Genomic DNA, 17096 nt, shown 5'->3' on the forward strand with positions numbered 1-17096 from the left:
GTCGGCATTTGCACCCTAGAACCTGTAGACGGGAAAACACTATGAAAGCCCCCCGCGTAACCCTGGATCAGTGGCGCACCCTGCAAGCCGTGGTCGACCACGGTGGCTTTGCCCAGGCCGCCGAGGTGCTGCACCGTTCACAATCATCGGTCAGTTACACCGTGGCGCGCATGCAGGAGCAGCTCGGCGTGCCGCTGCTGCGCATCGACGGGCGCAAGGCGGTGCTCACCGAGGCCGGCGACGTGCTGCTGCGCCGCTCGCGGCAACTGGTCAAACAGGCCAGCCAGCTGGAAGACCTGGCCCATCATATGGAACAGGGCTGGGAAGCCGAAGTGCGCCTGGTGGTCGACGCCGCCTACCCGAATGCGCGGCTGGTGCGCGCGCTGACTGCCTTTATGCCGCAAAGCCGTGGCTGCCGCGTGCGCCTGCGTGAGGAAGTACTGTCTGGCGTGGAAGAGGTGATCAAGGACGGCAGCGCCGACCTGGCCATCAGCGCATTGAACATTCCCGGTTTCCTCGGTGCCGAGATGAGTACCGTGGAATTCGTCGCCGTGGCGCACGCCGACCACGCGCTGCATCGCTTGCAGCGCGTGGTGACCTTCCATGACCTGGAAACCCAGATGCAGGTGGTGATCCGCGATTCCGGTCGGCAACAACCGCGCGATGTTGGCTGGCTCGGCGCGGAACAGCGCTGGACGGTCGGCAGCCTGGCCACCGCGGCCACCTTTGTCAGCAACGGCCTGGGCTTTGCCTGGTTACCACGCCACCTGATCGAACGCGAACTCAAGGACGGCCTGCTCAAGCCCCTGCCGCTGGAGCAGGGTGGCAGCCGCAACCCGCTCTTCTATCTTTACTCGAGCAAGGACAAACCCCTGGGCCCCGCCACGCAGATTCTCGTCGAACTGATCCAGCGCTTCGATGCCGCGCCGTTGAATGCAGCCTTTGCCGCACCCCTGCCCAGCGCCTGAGAGGAACCTGTAAATGTCTTATTTCGACAACGATGGCTGTCAGCTGCACTACGAGGAATATGGCCATGGCGCGCCCGTGCTGCTGGTGCATGGTCTGGGCTCGAGCACCCGCGACTGGGAATACCAGATTCCCGAACTGGCCGCCCATTACCGGGTGATCGCCCTCGACATACGCGGCCACGGCCGCTCGGACAAACCGCGCGAGCGCTACAGCATCCAGGGTTTTGCCGAGGATGCGATTGCCCTGATTGAGCACCTGAACCTTCCCCAGGTGCATCTGGTGGGCATTTCCATGGGCGGCATGATCGGTTTTCAGCTCGGCGTGGATCGCCCCGAACTGCTGAAGAGCCTGTGCATCGTCAACAGCGGCCCGGAAGTGAAGGCGAAAAGCCTGCGCGACTATATAGAGATCGGCAAACGCTGGAGCCTGTCGCGCCTGCTCAGCCTCGATAGCATCGCCAAGGGCCTCGGCCGCTTGCTGTTTCCCAAGCCGGAGCAGGAGGAGCTGCGGCAGAAAATCCTGACGCGCTGGCCGCAGAACGACAAGCGGGCTTACCTTGCCAGCCTGGATGCGATCATCGGCTGGGGCGTGCGGGAACGTCTGGCGCGAATCAGCTGTCCGACCCTGGTGGTCACGGCCGACCGCGATTACACCCCGGTGGCGCAGAAGCAGGCGTATGTCGATGAGCTGCCGAATGCCCGCCTGTTGGTAATCGAAGACTCGCGTCACGCCACGCCGCTGGACCAACCCGCACAATTCAACCGCAGCCTGTTGGCCTTCCTGGCTGAAGTCGAACAGACTGCCCGCACTGTCACTCAACAATAAGGACGCCCACGCATGCTGAAGACCCTGACCCTCGCCGCCTGCTCCATCCTGTTTGCCAGCAGCCTGATGGCCGCCGAAAACCCGAAAGTGCTGCTGACCACCAGCCTCGGCGAAGTAGAAATCGAACTGGATGCCGAGAAAGCGCCGATCAGCACCGCCAACTTCCTCGCCTACGTCGACAGCGGCTACTACGCCGGCACCCAGTTTCACCGGGTGATCCCGGGCTTTATGGTGCAGGGCGGCGGTTTCGATGCGCAGATGCAGCAGAAAGACACCCAGCCTGCGATCAAGAACGAAGCCGACAACGGCCTGCACAACGTGCGCGGCACCCTGGCCATGGCCCGGACCCAGGTACGTGACTCGGCCACCAGCCAGTTCTTTATCAACCACAAGGACAACGCCTTCCTCGACCACGGCTCGCGTGATTTCGGTTACGCGGTGTTCGGCAAGGTGACCCGCGGCATGGACGTGGTCGACAAGATCGCCCAGGTGCCGACCAGCACCCGTGGTGGCCACCAAAACGTACCGCGCCAGCCGGTACTAATCACCGACGCCAAGCGCCTCTGATTGCACCACGCGGGGTGGGCCTGCTCACCCCGCGCGTTGAATCCCGCCTTACGCCCCGCCTGCTTTCCTGCGCAACACCCACCCCAGCAAACGCGCTAGCAGGCTATTGAAAAACGTTGGCGAGGCAGTCAGCGCAAGGAAAAAACAGGCGAAAAAGCGGAGTTTACGTGCTGTAAATGAGCATTTTGAGCCTGTTTTTAACGCCGCGATGGCAACGCAGGTAGTTTTGCAATGGCCTGTTAGAATCGGGCGCTATTCCCTGATCTAGGCAGGATGCCTGACATGTTGTTTCGCCGTTTCGAACACCTTATCGACGTATTCAAAGCCAGCCCGGACGTCGAGCCGCCGGCCGGCATGCTGGCGTTCTACGCCCACTACCTGCGCCAGGTCTGGCCGCTGATGATCGCCGTGCTGGTGGTCGGCTTCGTCGCCGCCCTGATCGAAGTGGCGCTGTTCAGCTTCCTCGGCCAGCTGATTGACATGGCCCAGACCACCCCGAGTGGCGAGTTCTTCGAGCAACACCAGGGCACCCTGTTGTGGATGCTGCTGGTGGCGCTGATCATCCGCCCGCTGGTGTTCGGCCTGCACAACCTGCTCACGCACCAGACCATCAACCCCGGCCTGACCAACCTGATCCGCTGGCAGAACCACCGTTATGTGCTCAAGCAGAGCCTGGGCTTCTTCCAGAACGATTTCGCCGGGCGCATCGCCCAACGCATCATGCAGACCGGCCCCTCGTTGCGCGACTCGGCGATGCAGGTGGTCGACGCCCTCTGGCATGTGCTGGTGTACGCCGGCAGCGCGCTGTACCTGTTCGCCGCCGCCGACCTGCGCCTGATTGCGCCGCTGCTGCTGTGGATAATCGGTTACTGCGCCGCGCTCTGGCACTTCGTGCCGCGCATCAAGGCACGCTCCGCCGCCGCTTCGGCCGCACGCTCGAAAGTCATGGGTCGAGTGGTCGACGGCTACAGCAACGTCACCACCCTCAAGCTGTTCGCCCACACCCAGGTTGAAGAACAGTACGCCCGCGAAGCCATCCAGGAGCTGCTCGGCAAGGTGCGCCTGCAATCGCGCCTCATCACCACCCTGGATTTCCTCATCACCTGCCTCAACGGCATGCTGATTGTCGGCACCGGCGCGCTGGCCCTGTGGCTGTGGAGCCAGGCGCTGATCAGCACCGGGGCCATCGCCCTGGCGCTGGGCCTGGTGATTCGCATCAACGGCATGGCCGAATGGATCATGTGGGTGGTCAACGGCATCTTCGAGAACGTCGGTACCGTGCAGGACGGCATGCAAACCATCGTCCAGCCGCGCCAGGTACTCGACCAGGAGCAGGCCAAGCCGCTGCAGGTCAGCCAAGGGGCCGTGCACTTCGACGCCATTCACTTTCACTACGGCAAACGTAACGGGGTGCTCGACGGCCTGAGCCTGACGGTGGCCGCGGGCGAGAAAATCGGCCTGGTCGGCCCTTCCGGTGCGGGCAAGTCGACCCTGGTCAACCTGCTGCTGCGCCTCTACGACCTGGAGAGCGGACGCATCCTCATCGACGGCCAGAACATCGCCGACGTCGCCCAGGAAAGCCTGCGCGCGCAGATCGGCATGGTCACCCAGGACACCTCGCTGCTGCACCGTTCGATTCGCGACAACCTGCTCTACGGCAGACCCGAGGCCAGCGAAGACGAGCTGCTCGAAGCGGTGCGCAAGGCCCGCGCCGACAGCTTTATTCCGTTGCTGGATGACGGCATGGGTGGCCGTGGTTTCGCTGCCCAGGTCGGCGAACGCGGAGTAAAACTCTCCGGTGGCCAGCGCCAGCGCATCGCCATCGCCCGCGTATTGCTCAAGGACGCGCCGATACTGGTACTGGACGAAGCCACCTCGGCACTCGACTCGGAAATCGAAGCGGCCATCCAAGAAAGCCTGGACAGCCTGATGCAGGGCAAAACAGTGATCGCCATCGCCCACCGCCTGTCGACCATCGCGCGCATGGACCGCCTGGTGGTGATCGACCAGGGCCGTATCGTCGAAACCGGCAGCCACAGCCAGCTGATCGCCCAGGGCGGCCTCTATGCGCGGCTTTGGCAGCATCAGACAGGTGGTTTTGTCGGCGTCGATTAAAGGCAGATCTGGCGAAGTTCAGTTGCGCGCATGGGCCATCTGAAACTTCGCCACGCCCTCCAACTGCGCCAACTCATCGGCCATATCGCTGATCCGTGCACTCTTCTGCCCGTCCACCGCCACGGCGACGAAACGCCATTCCAGCTGGTTCTGATCGAAGCTCACGGCAAACGAGCCTCCGGCAATAACATAGCCACGTTCGCGGGCGATCTGTCGCAGGCGCTCCTCATGTGGGCGCACAAAGCCCGGAGCGAAGCGCAGCACAATGGCGATGGCCGGGCGAGACGGCAGGCGCGCTTCCAGCTTGGCACCCCACATCATCAGTACGGCGGACACCAAACTGAGCAGCAGCGCCGCGCCGTAGAAACCCACACCGACCAGCACACCGATGGCCGACGAGGCCCAGATCGACGCCGCCGTGGTCAGGCCGCTGATGTTCATGCCGTCCTTCATGATCAAGCCGGCCCCGAGAAAGCCGACGCCAGTAACAACGCCTTGGATCACCCGGCTGGGGTCGACATTGCCGAACGAATGGTCGCCCAGCCAGTGCTGCGGATAGAGGCACAACACGGTCAAGGCGCAGGACGCCATGCAGACCATGCCATAGGTGCGCATGCCCGCCGCGCGGCCATGGTAGGAGCGCTCGTAGCCCACCAACAGCCCAAGCAATAACGCGCCGAGCATATTCATAAACAGGGTCAGGTTGACCGCCACCCCCGGCAGTAGCCAGAGCTCGTCGAGCAGGGCAAATACACTCACAACACACCTCGCGCAGCAGCGGACATGCCCCTCAGCATAGTGGCCGGCGGGGCAACCTGCGCGCGCCTACTGGCGGTACGGCAACAGCTCGCGGGCCTGCTCGGCATAGGCCAATACGTCTTGCCGTTCCTGTTCGAGGAAGTTCGCCACGGCGGCGCGCAGGCCGGGATGGCAGAGGTAGTGCCAGGAGTGGGTGATGACCGGTTCGAAGCCGCGAATCAGCTTGTGCTCACCCTGGGCGCCGGCGTCGAAACGTTGCAGGCCACTGGCGATGGCGTAGTCCATGCCCTGGTAGAAACAGGTCTCGAAGTGCAAGCGGTCGAACTCCGCCAGACAACCCCAGTAACGCCCGTACAGGCTGTCGCCGCCGACCAGGCTGAAGGCCATGGCCACCGGCCTGCCAGCCTGGTGGGCCAATACCACGCGGATCATCTCGGGCATGCGCTCGGCCAGCAGGCTGAAAAACTGCCGCGTCAGGTACGGTGACTGGCCGCGCACGCGGTAGGTGTTGGCGTAGCACAGGTAGACGAAATCCCATTCGACCTCGCGCAGCTGATGGCCTTCGCGCCACTCGAACTCGATGCCCTGCGCCGCCACCTGCTCGCGCTCCTTGCGCATCTGTTTGCGCTTGCGTGAACTCAGCGCGTCGAGGAAATCCTGGAAGTCGCGATACTCGCGGTTGCGCCAGTGGTACTGGCAGCCCAGCCGTTGCAGCCAGCCCTCGCGGCCTTGCAATAGCTGATCATCCGCCGCCTGGGTGAAGTTCACATGCAGGCTGGACAGCCCCTGCTGCTCCAGCCCGGCCGTCAACTGCTCAAGCAACTGCGCACAGGCCTGTGGCTCGCCGAGCAGGCGTTGACCGCTGACCGGTGAAAACGGAATGGCCCCGAGCAGCTTGGGGTAATAGTCGATACCGGCGCGGTGGCAGGCATCGGCCCAGCCATGGTCGAACACATATTCGCCATAGGAATGGCTTTTCACGTAGGCCGGCATGGCGGCCAGCACCTGGCCTTGAGCATCGCGCAACAGCTGATGGGCCGGCTGCCAACCGCTGCGCCCGCCGACGCTGGCGCTGTCTTCCAGAGTGGCCAGAAAGGCATGGCACAAGAACGGTTGCGCCTGGCTGAGCAAGGCATCCCACTCGGCAGCGGCGATTTCATTCAAGGCAGTCAGGCGGCTCAACAACATCGGCAGCTCGGGGCATCAGGCAAGGCTGCACTATAGCCGCAAGCCCGGGTACCAGACAGCCGCCAGCGCCCTGCCGGGAGGAGCCAATCGACACCAAATCGTCATCAGGTTGTCACCAAGCACGGCGAAACTCTCTTGCCAACTTCCTAGGGAGGGAATTCGATGTCCGCCAAAACCACCATCAAACCGTTATCCATTGCCTTGCTGGCTGCCTGCATCAGCGCATGCAGCAGCTATTCGGCAGCACCCGTCGCCAAGGCCGAAGCCAGCCTGAACAACGAAGACTGGTACCAGGTGCGTACCGAAGAGAAGCTGTTCCTGTTCGACGACTACAAGGTCTACCGCGACTTCCTGGTCAGCGGCAATGCACCGGTCATCAAAGACCTGGGCGAGAAGGACAAGTACGGCCAGAGCATCATCCTGGCCCTGCGTGCTGAAGATGCCAACACCAAGCTGGAAGACGTTTCCGCCTACCGCTTCCTGCGTCAGAACCAGCCGCCGGCCGGCAAGTTCTATGGCGAAATCCGCCAGGAAGGCATGATTTTCGTCGGCCAGCGCTACGGCGACATGATCGACCTGAACAATATCGGCGAGCCGATCTTCCGCCACACCGAGATCGCCAGCGGCCCGAAGGGTGAGCGCGTGATCTACCTGATGCAAAAGGAAGAGAAGAAGCCAGTAGCCCTGATCAAGCAGTTCCAACAGAACTACGGCATCACCCCCGCCAGCTGAAGCTGGCTGACTTGGCAGCGGGCAACCCGCTGCCAGGTCTTCGCGGCCCTCTCTCTACAGCACAATCCCCCGCCTGACTCCCCGCCAACACGTCTTATACATGCCAACGGCTGCACGATTGCCGCAGGCGAACAGCCGATAGCATCCCCCGCACAGAACCACGGCCCTGTTGCAGCTCGCCCTTTATACCGGCAGACCGCTGCCTGACTCTGCGCACACAGGCTTACGAAATGCCGCGACCCCACTGCCAGCCTGGCTGATTTGCGCCCTGGTACGCCTTACTCAGCCAAACCGAGCGCGGCCAGTAATTGATCGGCTTGTGGAGAACCCCGGGGTTGAGCTCGGTGGCGGGTCTAGCAGAAGCCTTGCATCAATAACCTGTTGCGAGAGGTGCCTGCTCTTGTAGGAGCGGGCTTGCCCGCGAATCGCGGCGAACTGGCCAGATGCTTCGCGGCCAAGACCGCTCCTGCGAAGTGATTGAGTCCGGCAACAGTTCTTATGCCTCAGCCCCAGTCATCTGCCTTAGGAGCTGACGTAGATTGGCTTGAGGATCAGCACGGCAACGCCCAAGGAGTCATGCCAACCCACTGTTGACCTTCGCTGCGCTCAGCGCCAACCCACTCGCGTGTATCCGAACAGATGGCCAGCGCGAGCCAAATCCGTAGCCAGCACTTGCGCCAAAGCCTCTGCAGCACAGGGCTAAAACCGAGCCATAAAAAAGCCCCGCACAAGGCGGGGCTATCAAGGGAGCAGCTAGAACGAAGTTACAACTTATTAGAAGACGTACTGGGCACGCAGGGAGATGGCCTGGCCGTCGTCATCGTCGAAGCCGTTCAGGTAACGGCTGTTGCCTGCAGTTGCTGGGCTAGCGGCATGCTGCATCTTGACGGTGTTCTCGTCGGTCTTGGTCATCAGGTAGCTGAGCGACAGCTTGACAGCTTCGTTGGCATACCAGTTCACACCCAGGGTGTGCACCTTGGCCTCGGTTTCATCAACACCGAGGGCAAGCAGTTGCGCAGTAGTGCCGTTAACCATGAGGTTATCGTCTTCCACACTCAGGTTGTCGTAGCGGTAGAACACTTCCCAGGCACCGTACTGCTTGTCCATTGGCTTGATGGCATCGAACTTGGCACCGTCCAGCTTGTAGATGCGCGATTCGCCGGTGAGGGTATAGGTCAGCAATGCGTTGTAGCCAGTGGCTTCGCGATCACCGTTGCTACCGTAGCCGCTCAGATCACGCTTGAGGTACTCGCTCTGCACGGAGAACGGGCCTTGCATATAGGCGAATTCCAGACCTACAACTTCGTCATCCTCGAAGCCGGTGGTGGTATTGCCGGCAGTGGTACTGGCGTCGTTCGGAGCCAGAGTCATTGCCGCGGTGTTGAGACCGTTGTTCTCGTTAACACCGCGCACGCCCAGGTTGGAGGTGATCGCGCCGCCGAACTTGGTGCCGTCACGCTCGTTGCCGTAGCTGCGGGTGGCGTAGTCCACACCGAAGTGCAGAACCTGGGTTTCGCTGACGATCGGGGCGAACACGCCGCGCATGAAGTAGCTGTTAACGTCCTTGCCGTCTTCGTCTTCCAGGCTGGCGCTGGAGTCTTGCTGCTGGATGCTGGCGGAACCGTAGAACATGCCGGCGGTGGTGCCGTTGACCTGGATACCCATGCCGTTTTCATGGCCAGTAGTCCAAGACGCCAGGTCGAGGATCGCCGAACGCTCTTTAGTGGTCACCCACTTGGAGCTGGTGGCTTTTTCCAGGCTGTAGTCGGGGTCGAAGCGACCAACCTTGATATTGATCGGGGCGAAGCCAGTGTAGGTGATGGTAGCTTCGTCGAACTTGTTCTCGTTACCGCGGTTGTCGCTGAAGTCGTAGTTGATCTGATAGCGCCAGTCTTTGTAGTTACCACCGAATTCCATCTGCGCGCGGCGGAAGTAAGCTTCGTTGCCTTGCTCGTTGTTGGTGGTATAGAAACCGTCGAACGAATCGAAGTCAGCCTGGATACGACCGCCCAGCTTGAAGCTGTATTGCTTGTCGGTGGTGGCGACTTCCAGACCGCCCTTGGTCTTGATAACGATATCGGTGCCGTCAGTGGTCACGGTACCTGCGAAAGCCTGGGCGGAAACGGCCAGAGCCAGGGCGCTGGCTGCGAAACCGGCGAAGTGCTTACGGATCATCGAAGATTCCCCTATTGGTCTTTAGTGTTGAAAACACCCGAGCGTCTGGGCTCGTTCGTGCTGGGAGGGAATCTTGGCGGCGGGATATTTCAGCGCGGTTGCTGATATATAAATATTTGATTACAGCGGAACTTTTTACTCCGATTGTCTATAAACAGGAAAACCGCTCTAGCCCGCATGCGGGCAGGCGGCTCGGCCACGCCTCTTAAGCCGATGGGGCGTGGCCGAAAAAACTCTCAACCGCTGCGGCGCAATACCCTGGCCAGCCAGTAATCCAGACTGAGCCAGCGCCCGGCCCCGCTGAAGAACAGCACCACCAGCATCACCAGGTAGGTGGCCGCGAACTCGACACCGTTGTTCAGCACCACCAGCTTGCCGCTGCTGCTCAACCAGTCGTAATCACCGTGTTCCTTAAGCAGTGCGCGGGCTTGCTCGAGCTTCTCCACCGAGCCCAGCACCCGTTCATTGGCAAACGGGGCCGAGGCATCGGCAATCGCCTGCCAGCCAAACGGCAGGTGCACGGCGAAAATCGCCACCAGCATGGTCACGATCAACGGCAGGCTGATCCAGCGTACGCCCAGGCCCAATAGCAACAACAGCGCGCCGCCCATTTCAGTCAGAGCCGCGGCCCAGGCCAACTGCTCGGCAAAGGGCAAGCCCAGGCCCCAATCCGGGTTGCCGAACCAGGCGGAGGTTGCGCCGATATCGGCCAGCTTGTGGCTGCCAGCCATCCAGAAAATCGGCACCAGATACAGGCGCAGCAACAAGGGCCCGAGAAAATCCAGGCGACGGGAAGCGTCCAGGGCATCCTGGAGGCGATGGAACAGGCTCAGCATGGGACATCTCCACAGGTCGGCGCTTAGCGCCGAGGATCAAGTATTGCGAGGGATTAGGGGCACCAGATGCCCTGGCACTGCCAGTCATCCAGCAGCATTTTGGCGTTGCTGAAGTAGTGTTTGTCAGCCGGCAAACCGTGGCTCTGAGCCAGGTCGTATAAGGCTGAATTGGCCTCCGCTCCTGCTTGCAGGCGCGCCGCCAATTGGTAGGCGAACGGGCTGAGTTGCAGAAAGCGCACCTTGTCCTGCCCATCCCGCCAGACCAGCAGGCAAGTCGGTTCAGCGGGCGGCGTGGCCGGCTGATAATCCACGCCAATACGCTGCACCGGCCACTGATACGCCAGCGGCCAGGCCAGTGGCGACCAGCCCAGCGCAGGCAGCTCGGCCTCGCTGACATCCAGCGCCAGCTCGACCCACTCGTAATGCGCCAGTTCGAGGATAAACGGCGGATCGCCAGCCTCGGCAACATAGCCCTGCTGCAACCAGGCGAGAAACTCCTGGCTGATCTCAAGAAAATACGGCGTGCGCGCCTGATGCTCGGCGATAAAACTACGCACCAGGCGCTGCCAGCGACTTGCCTCGATCAGCCGGTGCAGTACCGGAAACGCACCGCTGATAAAACCTTCGATATTGTTGAAGAACAGCGCTTCGTACACCGCCATCCGCTCGGCCGTGATGCCGTCCAGCAGCGGCTGCTCTGCCGGTTGGCGAATACGCGCGGCAAACTGCTGTTGCCGCTCGATAGCGCTCATGTGCCGTAGCCTCTCAGCGGAACCGCTGCCGCTTGCAGCTGACGAATCTGCGCCACCTCGGCGTACAGCTCGGCAATTGGCGGGAAGTTGAAATCACGCTCCAGCAAGGTGGGGCGCAGGCCATGCACGGCGTAGGCCTGCTCCAGCAGCGCCCAGACGGGGTCAATCACCGGCGCGCCGTGGGTGTCGATTTTCAGATCACTGGCCTGGTCGTAATGCCCGGCCACATGCAGATAGGCGATGCGCGCACTGGGCATGGCCGCGATATAAGCCGCCGCATCGAAGTTAAAATTGATGCTATTGACGAAGACGTTGTTCACATCGAGCAACAGCTGGCAATCGGCCTGCTCCAGCACCGCGCTGACAAACGCCGCCTCATCCAGCTCGCCCGGCAACTGCGCGTAAGCCGAGACGTTCTCGATAATCAGCGGCCGTTCCAGCACGTCCTGAACGATGCGTACGCGCTCGGCGATGCGCTGCACCGATTCCTCGGAAAACGGTAGCGGCATCAGGTCATACAGCTGGCCATGGTCGGCACAGGCCGACAGGTGTTCGCTGTAACCGCGTACACCGTGCAGATCGAGAAAGCCCTTGATCGCCTTGAGCAACTCGATATCCAGCGGCGCGAAGCCGCCGAGGTTGAGGGACAGGCCATGGCAGAGCAGCGGCAGGCGTTCGCTCAAGGCACGCAACTGCTTGCCCAATCTGCCGCCGACGCCGATCCAGTTCTCCGGGGCCACTTCGAGAAAGTCCAGCTCACGGCTGCTGCATTCCTGCAACGCCCCGAGCAGACCACGACGTAAGCCCAAGCCCGCGCCGCTGACGAAATGTTCCTGCATGCCCTGCCCTCGCTGGCTCATCTATTACTCGGCTTTCTCTGTTTTATCCGCGCCGCATTTACCTTCGCCACATTTACCTTCAGCGGCGGCCTTGGCGTCAGTTTTGCCCTCGGCACCACACTTGCCTTCACCGCATTTGCCTTCGCCTTCGGCTTTCTTCATCTCGCCGCCGCATTTGCCTTCGCCACAGCTGCCCTCGGCGGATTTCTCACCGGCAGCCAGGCTGTAGCCACTGCTCAATTCCTGTGCGGCAAAAGGGTTGCTGGCTGCTTGCACGTTAAATGCAGCGCTGGTCAGCAAGGCCGCACCCAGGGACGCAACGACAGTGTTCAGATGTTTCATGGCAACTCTCCAAATGGCATTTCGACATGGCAACCGATTGGCTACCTCGGCCCAATAGACGCAGCCGGCAAGCGGCCGTTACAAACGCCGAGAAAAATAATCCCAGCCGCCTACACCCTAGAAGATTTTTGCCGGCAGGCGGCCGATCCGTCACACTACGCGCCCCGAGCAAATGCTCGTTTTCCAAAGCCTGCAGACTCCGTATGACCCGATCCCCGCTTCGCCGTCTCGTTTTTGGCACCCTGCGCCGCGTGCTGTACCTCTGGGTGCGCTCGGAAACCATCAACCAGTCCGCCTTTACCCTCAAGCTCGACCGCAGCAAGCCAGTGTTCTACGTGCTGCAACAGCCGTCGCTGAGCGACCTGGCGGTGGTCGATACCGAGTGCCGCAAGGCCGGTCTGCCACGGCCAATTCTGCCGGTGGCCGTGGGTGAACTGCAGGAGCCTGCTGCCTTCTTCTACCTGACCCCGGAGCCCGACTGGCTCGGCCGGCAGGACAAACGCGGCATCTCGCCAACCCTGCAACGCCTAGTCAGCGCGCTGAGCCAGCATGCGGTGGACGATGCGCAGATCATTCCGGTCAGCGTGTTCTGGGGCCAGTCGCCGGACCGCGAAACCAGCCCGTGGAAGCTGCTGTTCGCCGACAGCTGGGCGGTTACCGGGCGCTTGCGCCGGTTGGTGAGCATCCTGATTCTGGGGCGCAAGACCCGCGTGCAGTTCTCCACGCCCATCCATATGCGCGAGCTGATCGAGCAGGACAAAGGCCACGAGCGCACCCTGCGCATGGTCCAGCGCATCCTGCGCGTGCACTTCCGCAACCAGAAGGCCGCCGTAATCGGCCCGGACGTCTCGCACCGGCGCAACCTGGTCAAAGGCCTGGTGCACGGCCCGCAGGTGCGTCAGGCGATCATCGAAGAAGCCGAGCGCGAGAACATCAGCCTGGAGAAGGCCGAAAGCCAGGCCCTGCGCTATGGCAACGAGATCGCCTCGGACTACACCTACACCGCCATTCGCTTCCTCGAACTGGTGCTGAGCTGGTTCTGGAACAAGATCTACGACGGCATCAAGGTCAACCATATCGAGGGTGTGCAGGAAGTCGCCCAGGGCCATGAGGTGATCTATGTGCCCTGCCACCGCAGCCATATCGACTACCTGCTGCTGTCCTACCTGCTGTTCCGCAACGGCCTGACGCCGCCGCACATCGCCGCCGGCATCAACCTGAATATGCCGGTGATCGGCGGCCTGCTGCGGCGAGGTGGCGCATTCTTTATGCGCCGCACCTTCAAGGGCAACCCGCTGTACACCGCGGTGTTCAACGAATACCTGCACACCTTGTTCAGCAAAGGCTTCCCGGTCGAGTACTTCGTCGAAGGCGGCCGCTCGCGCACCGGGCGCATGCTGCAACCGAAAACCGGCATGCTGGCCATCACCATGCGCAGCTTCCTGCGCAGCAACCGTCTGCCAGTGGTGTTCGTGCCGGTGTACATCGGCTACGAGCGCGTGCTGGAAGGCCGCACCTACCTGGGCGAGTTGCGCGGCGCGAGCAAGAAGAAAGAGTCGATCTTCGACATATTCAAGGTCATCGGCGCACTCAAGCAGCGCTTCGGCCATGTCTGGGTCAACTTCGGCGAGCCGATCAAGCTGGCGGAATTCCTCGACAGTGAGCAACCGGACTGGCGCGAGCAGGATTACGGCACGCATTACCGGCCGAGCTGGCTGAATGAAGCCACCAACAACCTGGGCGAGCGCGTGGCGCAGCACCTCAACGAGGCGGCGGCGATCAACCCGGTCAACCTGGTGGCCCTGGCGCTACTCTCCACCAGCAAGCTGGCTCTGGATGACCGTGCCCTGGCGCGAGTGCTCGACCTCTATCTGGCCCTGCTGCGCAGCGTGCCCTACTCGCCGCACACCACCTTGCCGGACGGCAACGGCCAGGCGTTGATCGAATACGTGCAGAAGATGGACCTGCTCGCCGAACAGAAGGACGCCCTCGGCAAGATCCTCTATCTGGACGAGCACAACGCCGTTCTGATGACCTACTACCGCAACAACGTGCTGCATATCTTCGCCCTGCCGGCGCTGCTGGCGAGCTTCTTCCAGAGCAGCTCGCGGATGAGCCGCGAGCAGATCCTGCGCTACACCCGCGCGCTCTACCCCTACCTGCAATCCGAGCTGTTTATCCGCTGGAGCCTGGACGAGCTGGACGGCGTGGTCGATCAGTGGCTGGCGGCCTTCGTCGAACAGGGCCTGCTCAAGCTGGATGGCGAGATGTACGTACGCCCAGCGCCGAGTTCGCGCGAGTTCGTGCTGCTGACCCTGCTGGCCCGCGCCATCGTGCAAACCCTGCAGCGCTTCTATATGGCCACTGCCCTGCTGCTGAATGCCGGACAGAACGCCATCAGCGCCGAAGAACTGGAAGACCTCTGCACCGTGATGGCCCAGCGCCTGTCGATCCTGCATGGCCTCAACGCCCCGGAGTTCTTCGACAAGAGCCTGTTCCGCCACTTTATCCAGAGCCTGCTGGAGCATGGCGTGCTGCGTCAGGACGAAGCCGGCAAGCTCAGCCATCACCCGCTGCTCAGTGAACTGGCTGAGGGCGCGGCCAAGCGCGTATTGCCGGCAGAACTGCGCCTGTCGATTCGCCAAGTGGCCATGGATCGCAACGAGGATGTGGCCGAGCCGGTGTAAACCGGCCCGCCCCACCGCCATGTCGACAGACCAGGACAAACCCGCAGGGCCCTCCCGTGCGGAGTTTCACCAGGCTAACCAGGCCAGCGCCGAAGCTGAAGCCCAGCGCCTGCTGGCGGCCAAAGCCGAACTCGGCGGGCGCTGGCTCAGCTGGGTGGCGGCAGAGCTGTACGCCCTCAAACCCGCCGCCTACGCGCAGATGGTGCGCCGCGAGTTGCAGCGGCTCAACGACGGCTAGCCGCGACTCAACCCGGTCAACCGTGAGGACAACGCCTGCATGGCGCTGCTGACCTGATCCAGCGCCTGGGCATCACGGGCGTTTTCTTCGCTGATGCTGTGAATGCGCACCGCCAGCTCGTTGATCTCCTGGGTGACATGGCTCTGTTGCTGCGCCGCCACGGCGATCTGCTGGGCGCGCTGGGAAATATCATCGAAGCTCTGCACCGTGCTCGACAGCGCCGACGCCGCGCCTTCGGCCTCTTCCACCGCGTGCTCGGTACGTGCCTCACCGGCCTGCATGGCCTGCACCGCCTGGCGTGAAGCCTGCTGCAGGGCACTGATCATGGTGCTGATCTCATTGGCCGAGGCCTGAGTTTTGCCCGCCAGGGTACGCACCTCATCCGCCACCACGGCAAAGCCGCGGCCCTGTTCGCCGGCGCGTGCGGCCTCGATGGCGGCGTTGAGAGCGAGCAGGTTGGTCTGCTCGGAAATCGCCTTGATCACATCCAGCACCGCGCCGACCTGCTGGCTGTCCTTCTCCAGACGGGTAATCACCATGGCCGCGCCGGCCATTTCCGCCGACAGCGCCTGAATCGCCGAGCTGTTGGAGGCAACTTTCTGCTGGCCTTGTTGCACCACCGCCAGCGAGTTCTGCGCAGTGGTGGCGCAGTCATTGGTGTTCTGCGCCACTTCCTGGGCGCTCGACGACATCTCGGTAATCGCCGCGGCCAGTTGGGTGTTCTCCAGACGCTGCTGCTCGGCGCGACCGGCCAGGGTGCTGCTCAGGCCACCCAACTGAGCGGCTTCGGCCTGCAGGTGGTCGGCTTCCTCGGCAATCCGCTGGAGCATGGTGCGCAGCTGCCCGGCGTAGCGATTGACCGCATGCCGCAGCGCGCCGATTTCATCTTCACGCTCCACGCTCAAGGCCACGTCACGGCTGGTTGAACCGCGCCCCAGGGAGTCGATCTGCGCGGTGGTTTCCTCCAACTGGCCGATCAGCTTGCGCCCGGCCAACCAGGCCAGCGCCAGCAGCACCGCCAGCAGCGGCAGGAGAAACAGCAGAATGTCCCAGGTCAGCGCCCGGGCCAGGCCGGTGACGCGGTCATGCGGCGTAACCAGGCCGATCACCCAACCGGTATCGGGCATCACGAACAGGCTGACGCGACTGGCCTGCTTGAGCTGCTCGTCGTTTTCCAGATCAAGGTTACGAATTTCGCCCGAACTGGAACTGGCAAGCAACTCCTGCACCGGGCGCAGCCAGTTGTTCTGTTGCACCAGGTCGGCAAACTTCAACATCGCACCGCCCTTGCTACCGGTCACGCCGGGAAAATGCAGGACGTTGCCGGCCTGATCGAGGGCGAAGGCGTAGCCATCGGTGACCTTGCCCTGCTCGGTGAGAAAGCGCGCCAGGTCATCCAGCAGCAGGTCCAGGGTAGCCACACCGGCGAAGCGCCCAGCCAGCTGATAAGGCACGCTGCATGTGACCATCGGCACGCCGGTCACCGCATCCTGATAGGCCTCCGACCACAGGCACTGGCCAGCCTTGCTGCTGCGCGCGCCGGTGTACCAGGCATCGTTGTGGTAACCCGGCCCACTGGCGGCGTTGTAGTCATCGGAATAGGCCAACCGGCCATCGCCACCACGCGCCCAGAAGAAGCTGCGGCGCTCCACGCCCGCGGCAAAGGCATTCGGCTCCGGCCACACACCACCACCGGCAATAGCTTTGTCGCCTTGGTTGTCGATCACATTGGGCAGGCTATTGAGGTACAGCGTTTCATCCAGCGGCAGCACTTCGGCCAGGTGCGCCAGACTGGCAGTCACCCCCTCGATACCCGCCAGTTGCAGCGCCAGCTGGCGCACGATGGCGCTGCCGGTCTGCTCGATCAGCTCGCCACTGGCAGCGATTACCCGAGGCTGACCGCGCAGCGCCATCACGGCAAAGACCGCCAGGGCGGTGAGAATCAGAAGAAGGATGCTACCCAGGGTCAAACGCTGCGACAGCCGAACGGGGACCAAAGCCATGCCGATTACTCCTGCTTGCGTAGAAAGGATGGGACTACCAGAACTGCCTACGAACCACTCCTAGTTCCA

14 protein-coding genes and 2 pseudogenes are annotated in these 17096 nt (G+C 62.4%); 7 read left to right on the plus strand and 9 right to left on the minus strand.

Annotated features, from left to right (window positions below):
* Positions 1 to 41 precede the first annotated feature (41 nt).
* The 4 genes from WBK23_RS05800 to WBK23_RS05815 all read left to right on the plus strand — a co-directional run bounded on the left by WBK23_RS05800 (position 42) and on the right by WBK23_RS05815 (position 4476).
* Positions 42 to 968, plus strand: a complete 927-nt coding sequence (locus WBK23_RS05800; protein WP_424483013.1) for a LysR family transcriptional regulator — start codon at positions 42 to 44, stop codon at positions 966 to 968.
* Positions 969 to 981: 13 nt separating this feature from the next.
* Positions 982 to 1794: an alpha/beta fold hydrolase gene (locus WBK23_RS05805; RefSeq protein WP_424483014.1), complete on the plus strand. Its 813-nt coding sequence runs from the start codon at positions 982 to 984 to the stop codon at positions 1792 to 1794.
* Positions 1795 to 1806: 12 nt separating this feature from the next.
* Positions 1807 to 2361 (plus strand): peptidylprolyl isomerase, encoded by a 555-nt coding sequence (locus WBK23_RS05810; protein ID WP_424483015.1) that lies wholly within the window; start codon positions 1807 to 1809, stop codon positions 2359 to 2361.
* A 282-nt stretch (positions 2362 to 2643) separates the two neighbouring features.
* Positions 2644 to 4476 (plus strand): ABC transporter ATP-binding protein, encoded by a 1833-nt coding sequence (locus WBK23_RS05815; protein WP_424483016.1) that lies wholly within the window; start codon positions 2644 to 2646, stop codon positions 4474 to 4476.
* A gap of 18 nt (positions 4477 to 4494) precedes the next feature.
* Here the strand turns inward: WBK23_RS05815 and WBK23_RS05820 are convergent, their stop codons facing one another.
* Together WBK23_RS05820 and WBK23_RS05825 are read right to left on the minus strand one after the other, a co-directional pair.
* Positions 4495 to 5235 (minus strand): MgtC/SapB family protein, encoded by a 741-nt coding sequence (locus tag WBK23_RS05820; protein WP_424483017.1) that lies wholly within the window; start codon positions 5233 to 5235, stop codon positions 4495 to 4497.
* A gap of 66 nt (positions 5236 to 5301) precedes the next feature.
* Positions 5302 to 6423, minus strand: a complete 1122-nt coding sequence (locus WBK23_RS05825) for a GNAT family N-acetyltransferase (protein WP_424483018.1) — start codon at positions 6421 to 6423, stop codon at positions 5302 to 5304.
* 162 nt (positions 6424 to 6585) lie between these two features.
* Here WBK23_RS05825 and WBK23_RS05830 point away from each other — a divergent pair, with 162 nt between their 5' ends.
* Positions 6586 to 7155: a hypothetical protein gene (locus tag WBK23_RS05830; protein ID WP_424483019.1), complete on the plus strand. Its 570-nt coding sequence runs from the start codon at positions 6586 to 6588 to the stop codon at positions 7153 to 7155.
* Between the two features lie 774 nt (positions 7156 to 7929).
* On the opposite strand, the gene WBK23_RS05835 is transcribed toward WBK23_RS05830, so the two are convergent.
* The 5 genes and pseudogenes from WBK23_RS05835 to WBK23_RS05855 form a co-directional block, all read right to left on the minus strand.
* Positions 7930 to 9330 carry an OprO/OprP family phosphate-selective porin gene (locus tag WBK23_RS05835; protein ID WP_424483020.1) on the minus strand — a complete coding sequence of 467 codons (1401 nt, stop codon included), beginning with the start codon at positions 9328 to 9330 and terminating at the stop codon, positions 7930 to 7932.
* 236 nt (positions 9331 to 9566) lie between these two features.
* Positions 9567 to 10166, minus strand: a complete 600-nt coding sequence (locus tag WBK23_RS05840) for a DoxX family protein (RefSeq protein ID WP_424483021.1) — start codon at positions 10164 to 10166, stop codon at positions 9567 to 9569.
* 53 nt (positions 10167 to 10219) lie between these two features.
* The gene (locus WBK23_RS05845; protein ID WP_424483022.1) at positions 10220 to 10918 is read right to left on the minus strand and encodes a DNA-binding domain-containing protein; all 699 of its coding nucleotides are present in this window, start codon (positions 10916 to 10918) and stop codon (positions 10220 to 10222) included.
* Positions 10915 to 11757, minus strand: a complete 843-nt coding sequence (locus WBK23_RS05850; protein WP_424483298.1) for a DUF692 domain-containing protein — start codon at positions 11755 to 11757, stop codon at positions 10915 to 10917. The genes WBK23_RS05845 and WBK23_RS05850 overlap by 4 nt, the downstream gene beginning before the upstream one ends.
* Positions 11758 to 11808: 51 nt before the next feature.
* Positions 11809 to 12099 (minus strand): annotated as a pseudogene (locus WBK23_RS05855) (hypothetical protein); the annotation flags it as partial.
* Positions 12100 to 12302: 203 nt separating this feature from the next.
* Between WBK23_RS05855 and plsB the strand changes: the two are divergent.
* Both plsB and WBK23_RS05865 read left to right on the plus strand, forming a co-directional pair.
* Positions 12303 to 14786, plus strand: a complete 2484-nt coding sequence (gene plsB, locus WBK23_RS05860) for a glycerol-3-phosphate 1-O-acyltransferase PlsB (protein WP_424483023.1) — start codon at positions 12303 to 12305, stop codon at positions 14784 to 14786.
* A 19-nt stretch (positions 14787 to 14805) separates the two neighbouring features.
* On the plus strand, positions 14806 to 15024 hold the full coding sequence (locus WBK23_RS05865; RefSeq protein WP_424483024.1) for a hypothetical protein: 219 nt from the start codon (positions 14806 to 14808) through the stop codon (positions 15022 to 15024).
* On the opposite strand, the gene WBK23_RS05870 is transcribed toward WBK23_RS05865, so the two are convergent.
* The gene (locus WBK23_RS05870; protein ID WP_424483299.1) at positions 15021 to 16151 is read right to left on the minus strand and encodes a methyl-accepting chemotaxis protein; all 1131 of its coding nucleotides are present in this window, start codon (positions 16149 to 16151) and stop codon (positions 15021 to 15023) included. The two genes, WBK23_RS05865 and WBK23_RS05870, sit on opposite strands and share 4 nt — an antisense overlap.
* Positions 16137 to 17027, minus strand: a pseudogene (locus WBK23_RS05875) (cache domain-containing protein); the annotation flags it as partial. The gene WBK23_RS05870 and the pseudogene WBK23_RS05875, both read right to left, overlap by 15 nt.
* Positions 17028 to 17096: the final 69 nt, after the last annotated feature.

Source organism: Pseudomonas sp., assembly GCF_049653025.1.
Classification (GTDB): Bacteria; Pseudomonadota; Gammaproteobacteria; order Pseudomonadales; family Pseudomonadaceae; genus Aquipseudomonas.

Excerpts from the sequence above, each read along its gene's own strand:
- WBK23_RS05810 (WP_424483015.1), top strand. The coding sequence starts at position 1,807 with ATGCTGAAGACCCTGACCCTCGCCGCCTGCTCCATCCTGTTTGCCAGC.
- WBK23_RS05805 (WP_424483014.1), top strand. The coding sequence starts at position 982 with ATGTCTTATTTCGACAACGATGGCTGTCAGCTGCACTACGAGGAATAT.
- WBK23_RS05835 (WP_424483020.1), bottom strand. The coding sequence starts at position 9,330 with ATGATCCGTAAGCACTTCGCCGGTTTCGCAGCCAGCGCCCTGGCTCTG.
- WBK23_RS05830 (WP_424483019.1), top strand. The coding sequence starts at position 6,586 with ATGTCCGCCAAAACCACCATCAAACCGTTATCCATTGCCTTGCTGGCT.
- WBK23_RS05825 (WP_424483018.1), bottom strand. The coding sequence starts at position 6,423 with ATGTTGTTGAGCCGCCTGACTGCCTTGAATGAAATCGCCGCTGCCGAG.
- WBK23_RS05865 (WP_424483024.1), top strand. The coding sequence starts at position 14,806 with ATGTCGACAGACCAGGACAAACCCGCAGGGCCCTCCCGTGCGGAGTTT.
- WBK23_RS05815 (WP_424483016.1), top strand. The coding sequence starts at position 2,644 with ATGTTGTTTCGCCGTTTCGAACACCTTATCGACGTATTCAAAGCCAGC.
- WBK23_RS05800 (WP_424483013.1), top strand. The coding sequence starts at position 42 with ATGAAAGCCCCCCGCGTAACCCTGGATCAGTGGCGCACCCTGCAAGCC.
- WBK23_RS05870 (WP_424483299.1), bottom strand. The coding sequence starts at position 16,151 with ATGCCCGATACCGGTTGGGTGATCGGCCTGGTTACGCCGCATGACCGC.
- WBK23_RS05840 (WP_424483021.1), bottom strand. The coding sequence starts at position 10,166 with ATGCTGAGCCTGTTCCATCGCCTCCAGGATGCCCTGGACGCTTCCCGT.
- plsB (WP_424483023.1), top strand. The coding sequence starts at position 12,303 with ATGACCCGATCCCCGCTTCGCCGTCTCGTTTTTGGCACCCTGCGCCGC.
- WBK23_RS05850 (WP_424483298.1), bottom strand. The coding sequence starts at position 11,757 with ATGCAGGAACATTTCGTCAGCGGCGCGGGCTTGGGCTTACGTCGTGGT.
- WBK23_RS05845 (WP_424483022.1), bottom strand. The coding sequence starts at position 10,918 with ATGAGCGCTATCGAGCGGCAACAGCAGTTTGCCGCGCGTATTCGCCAA.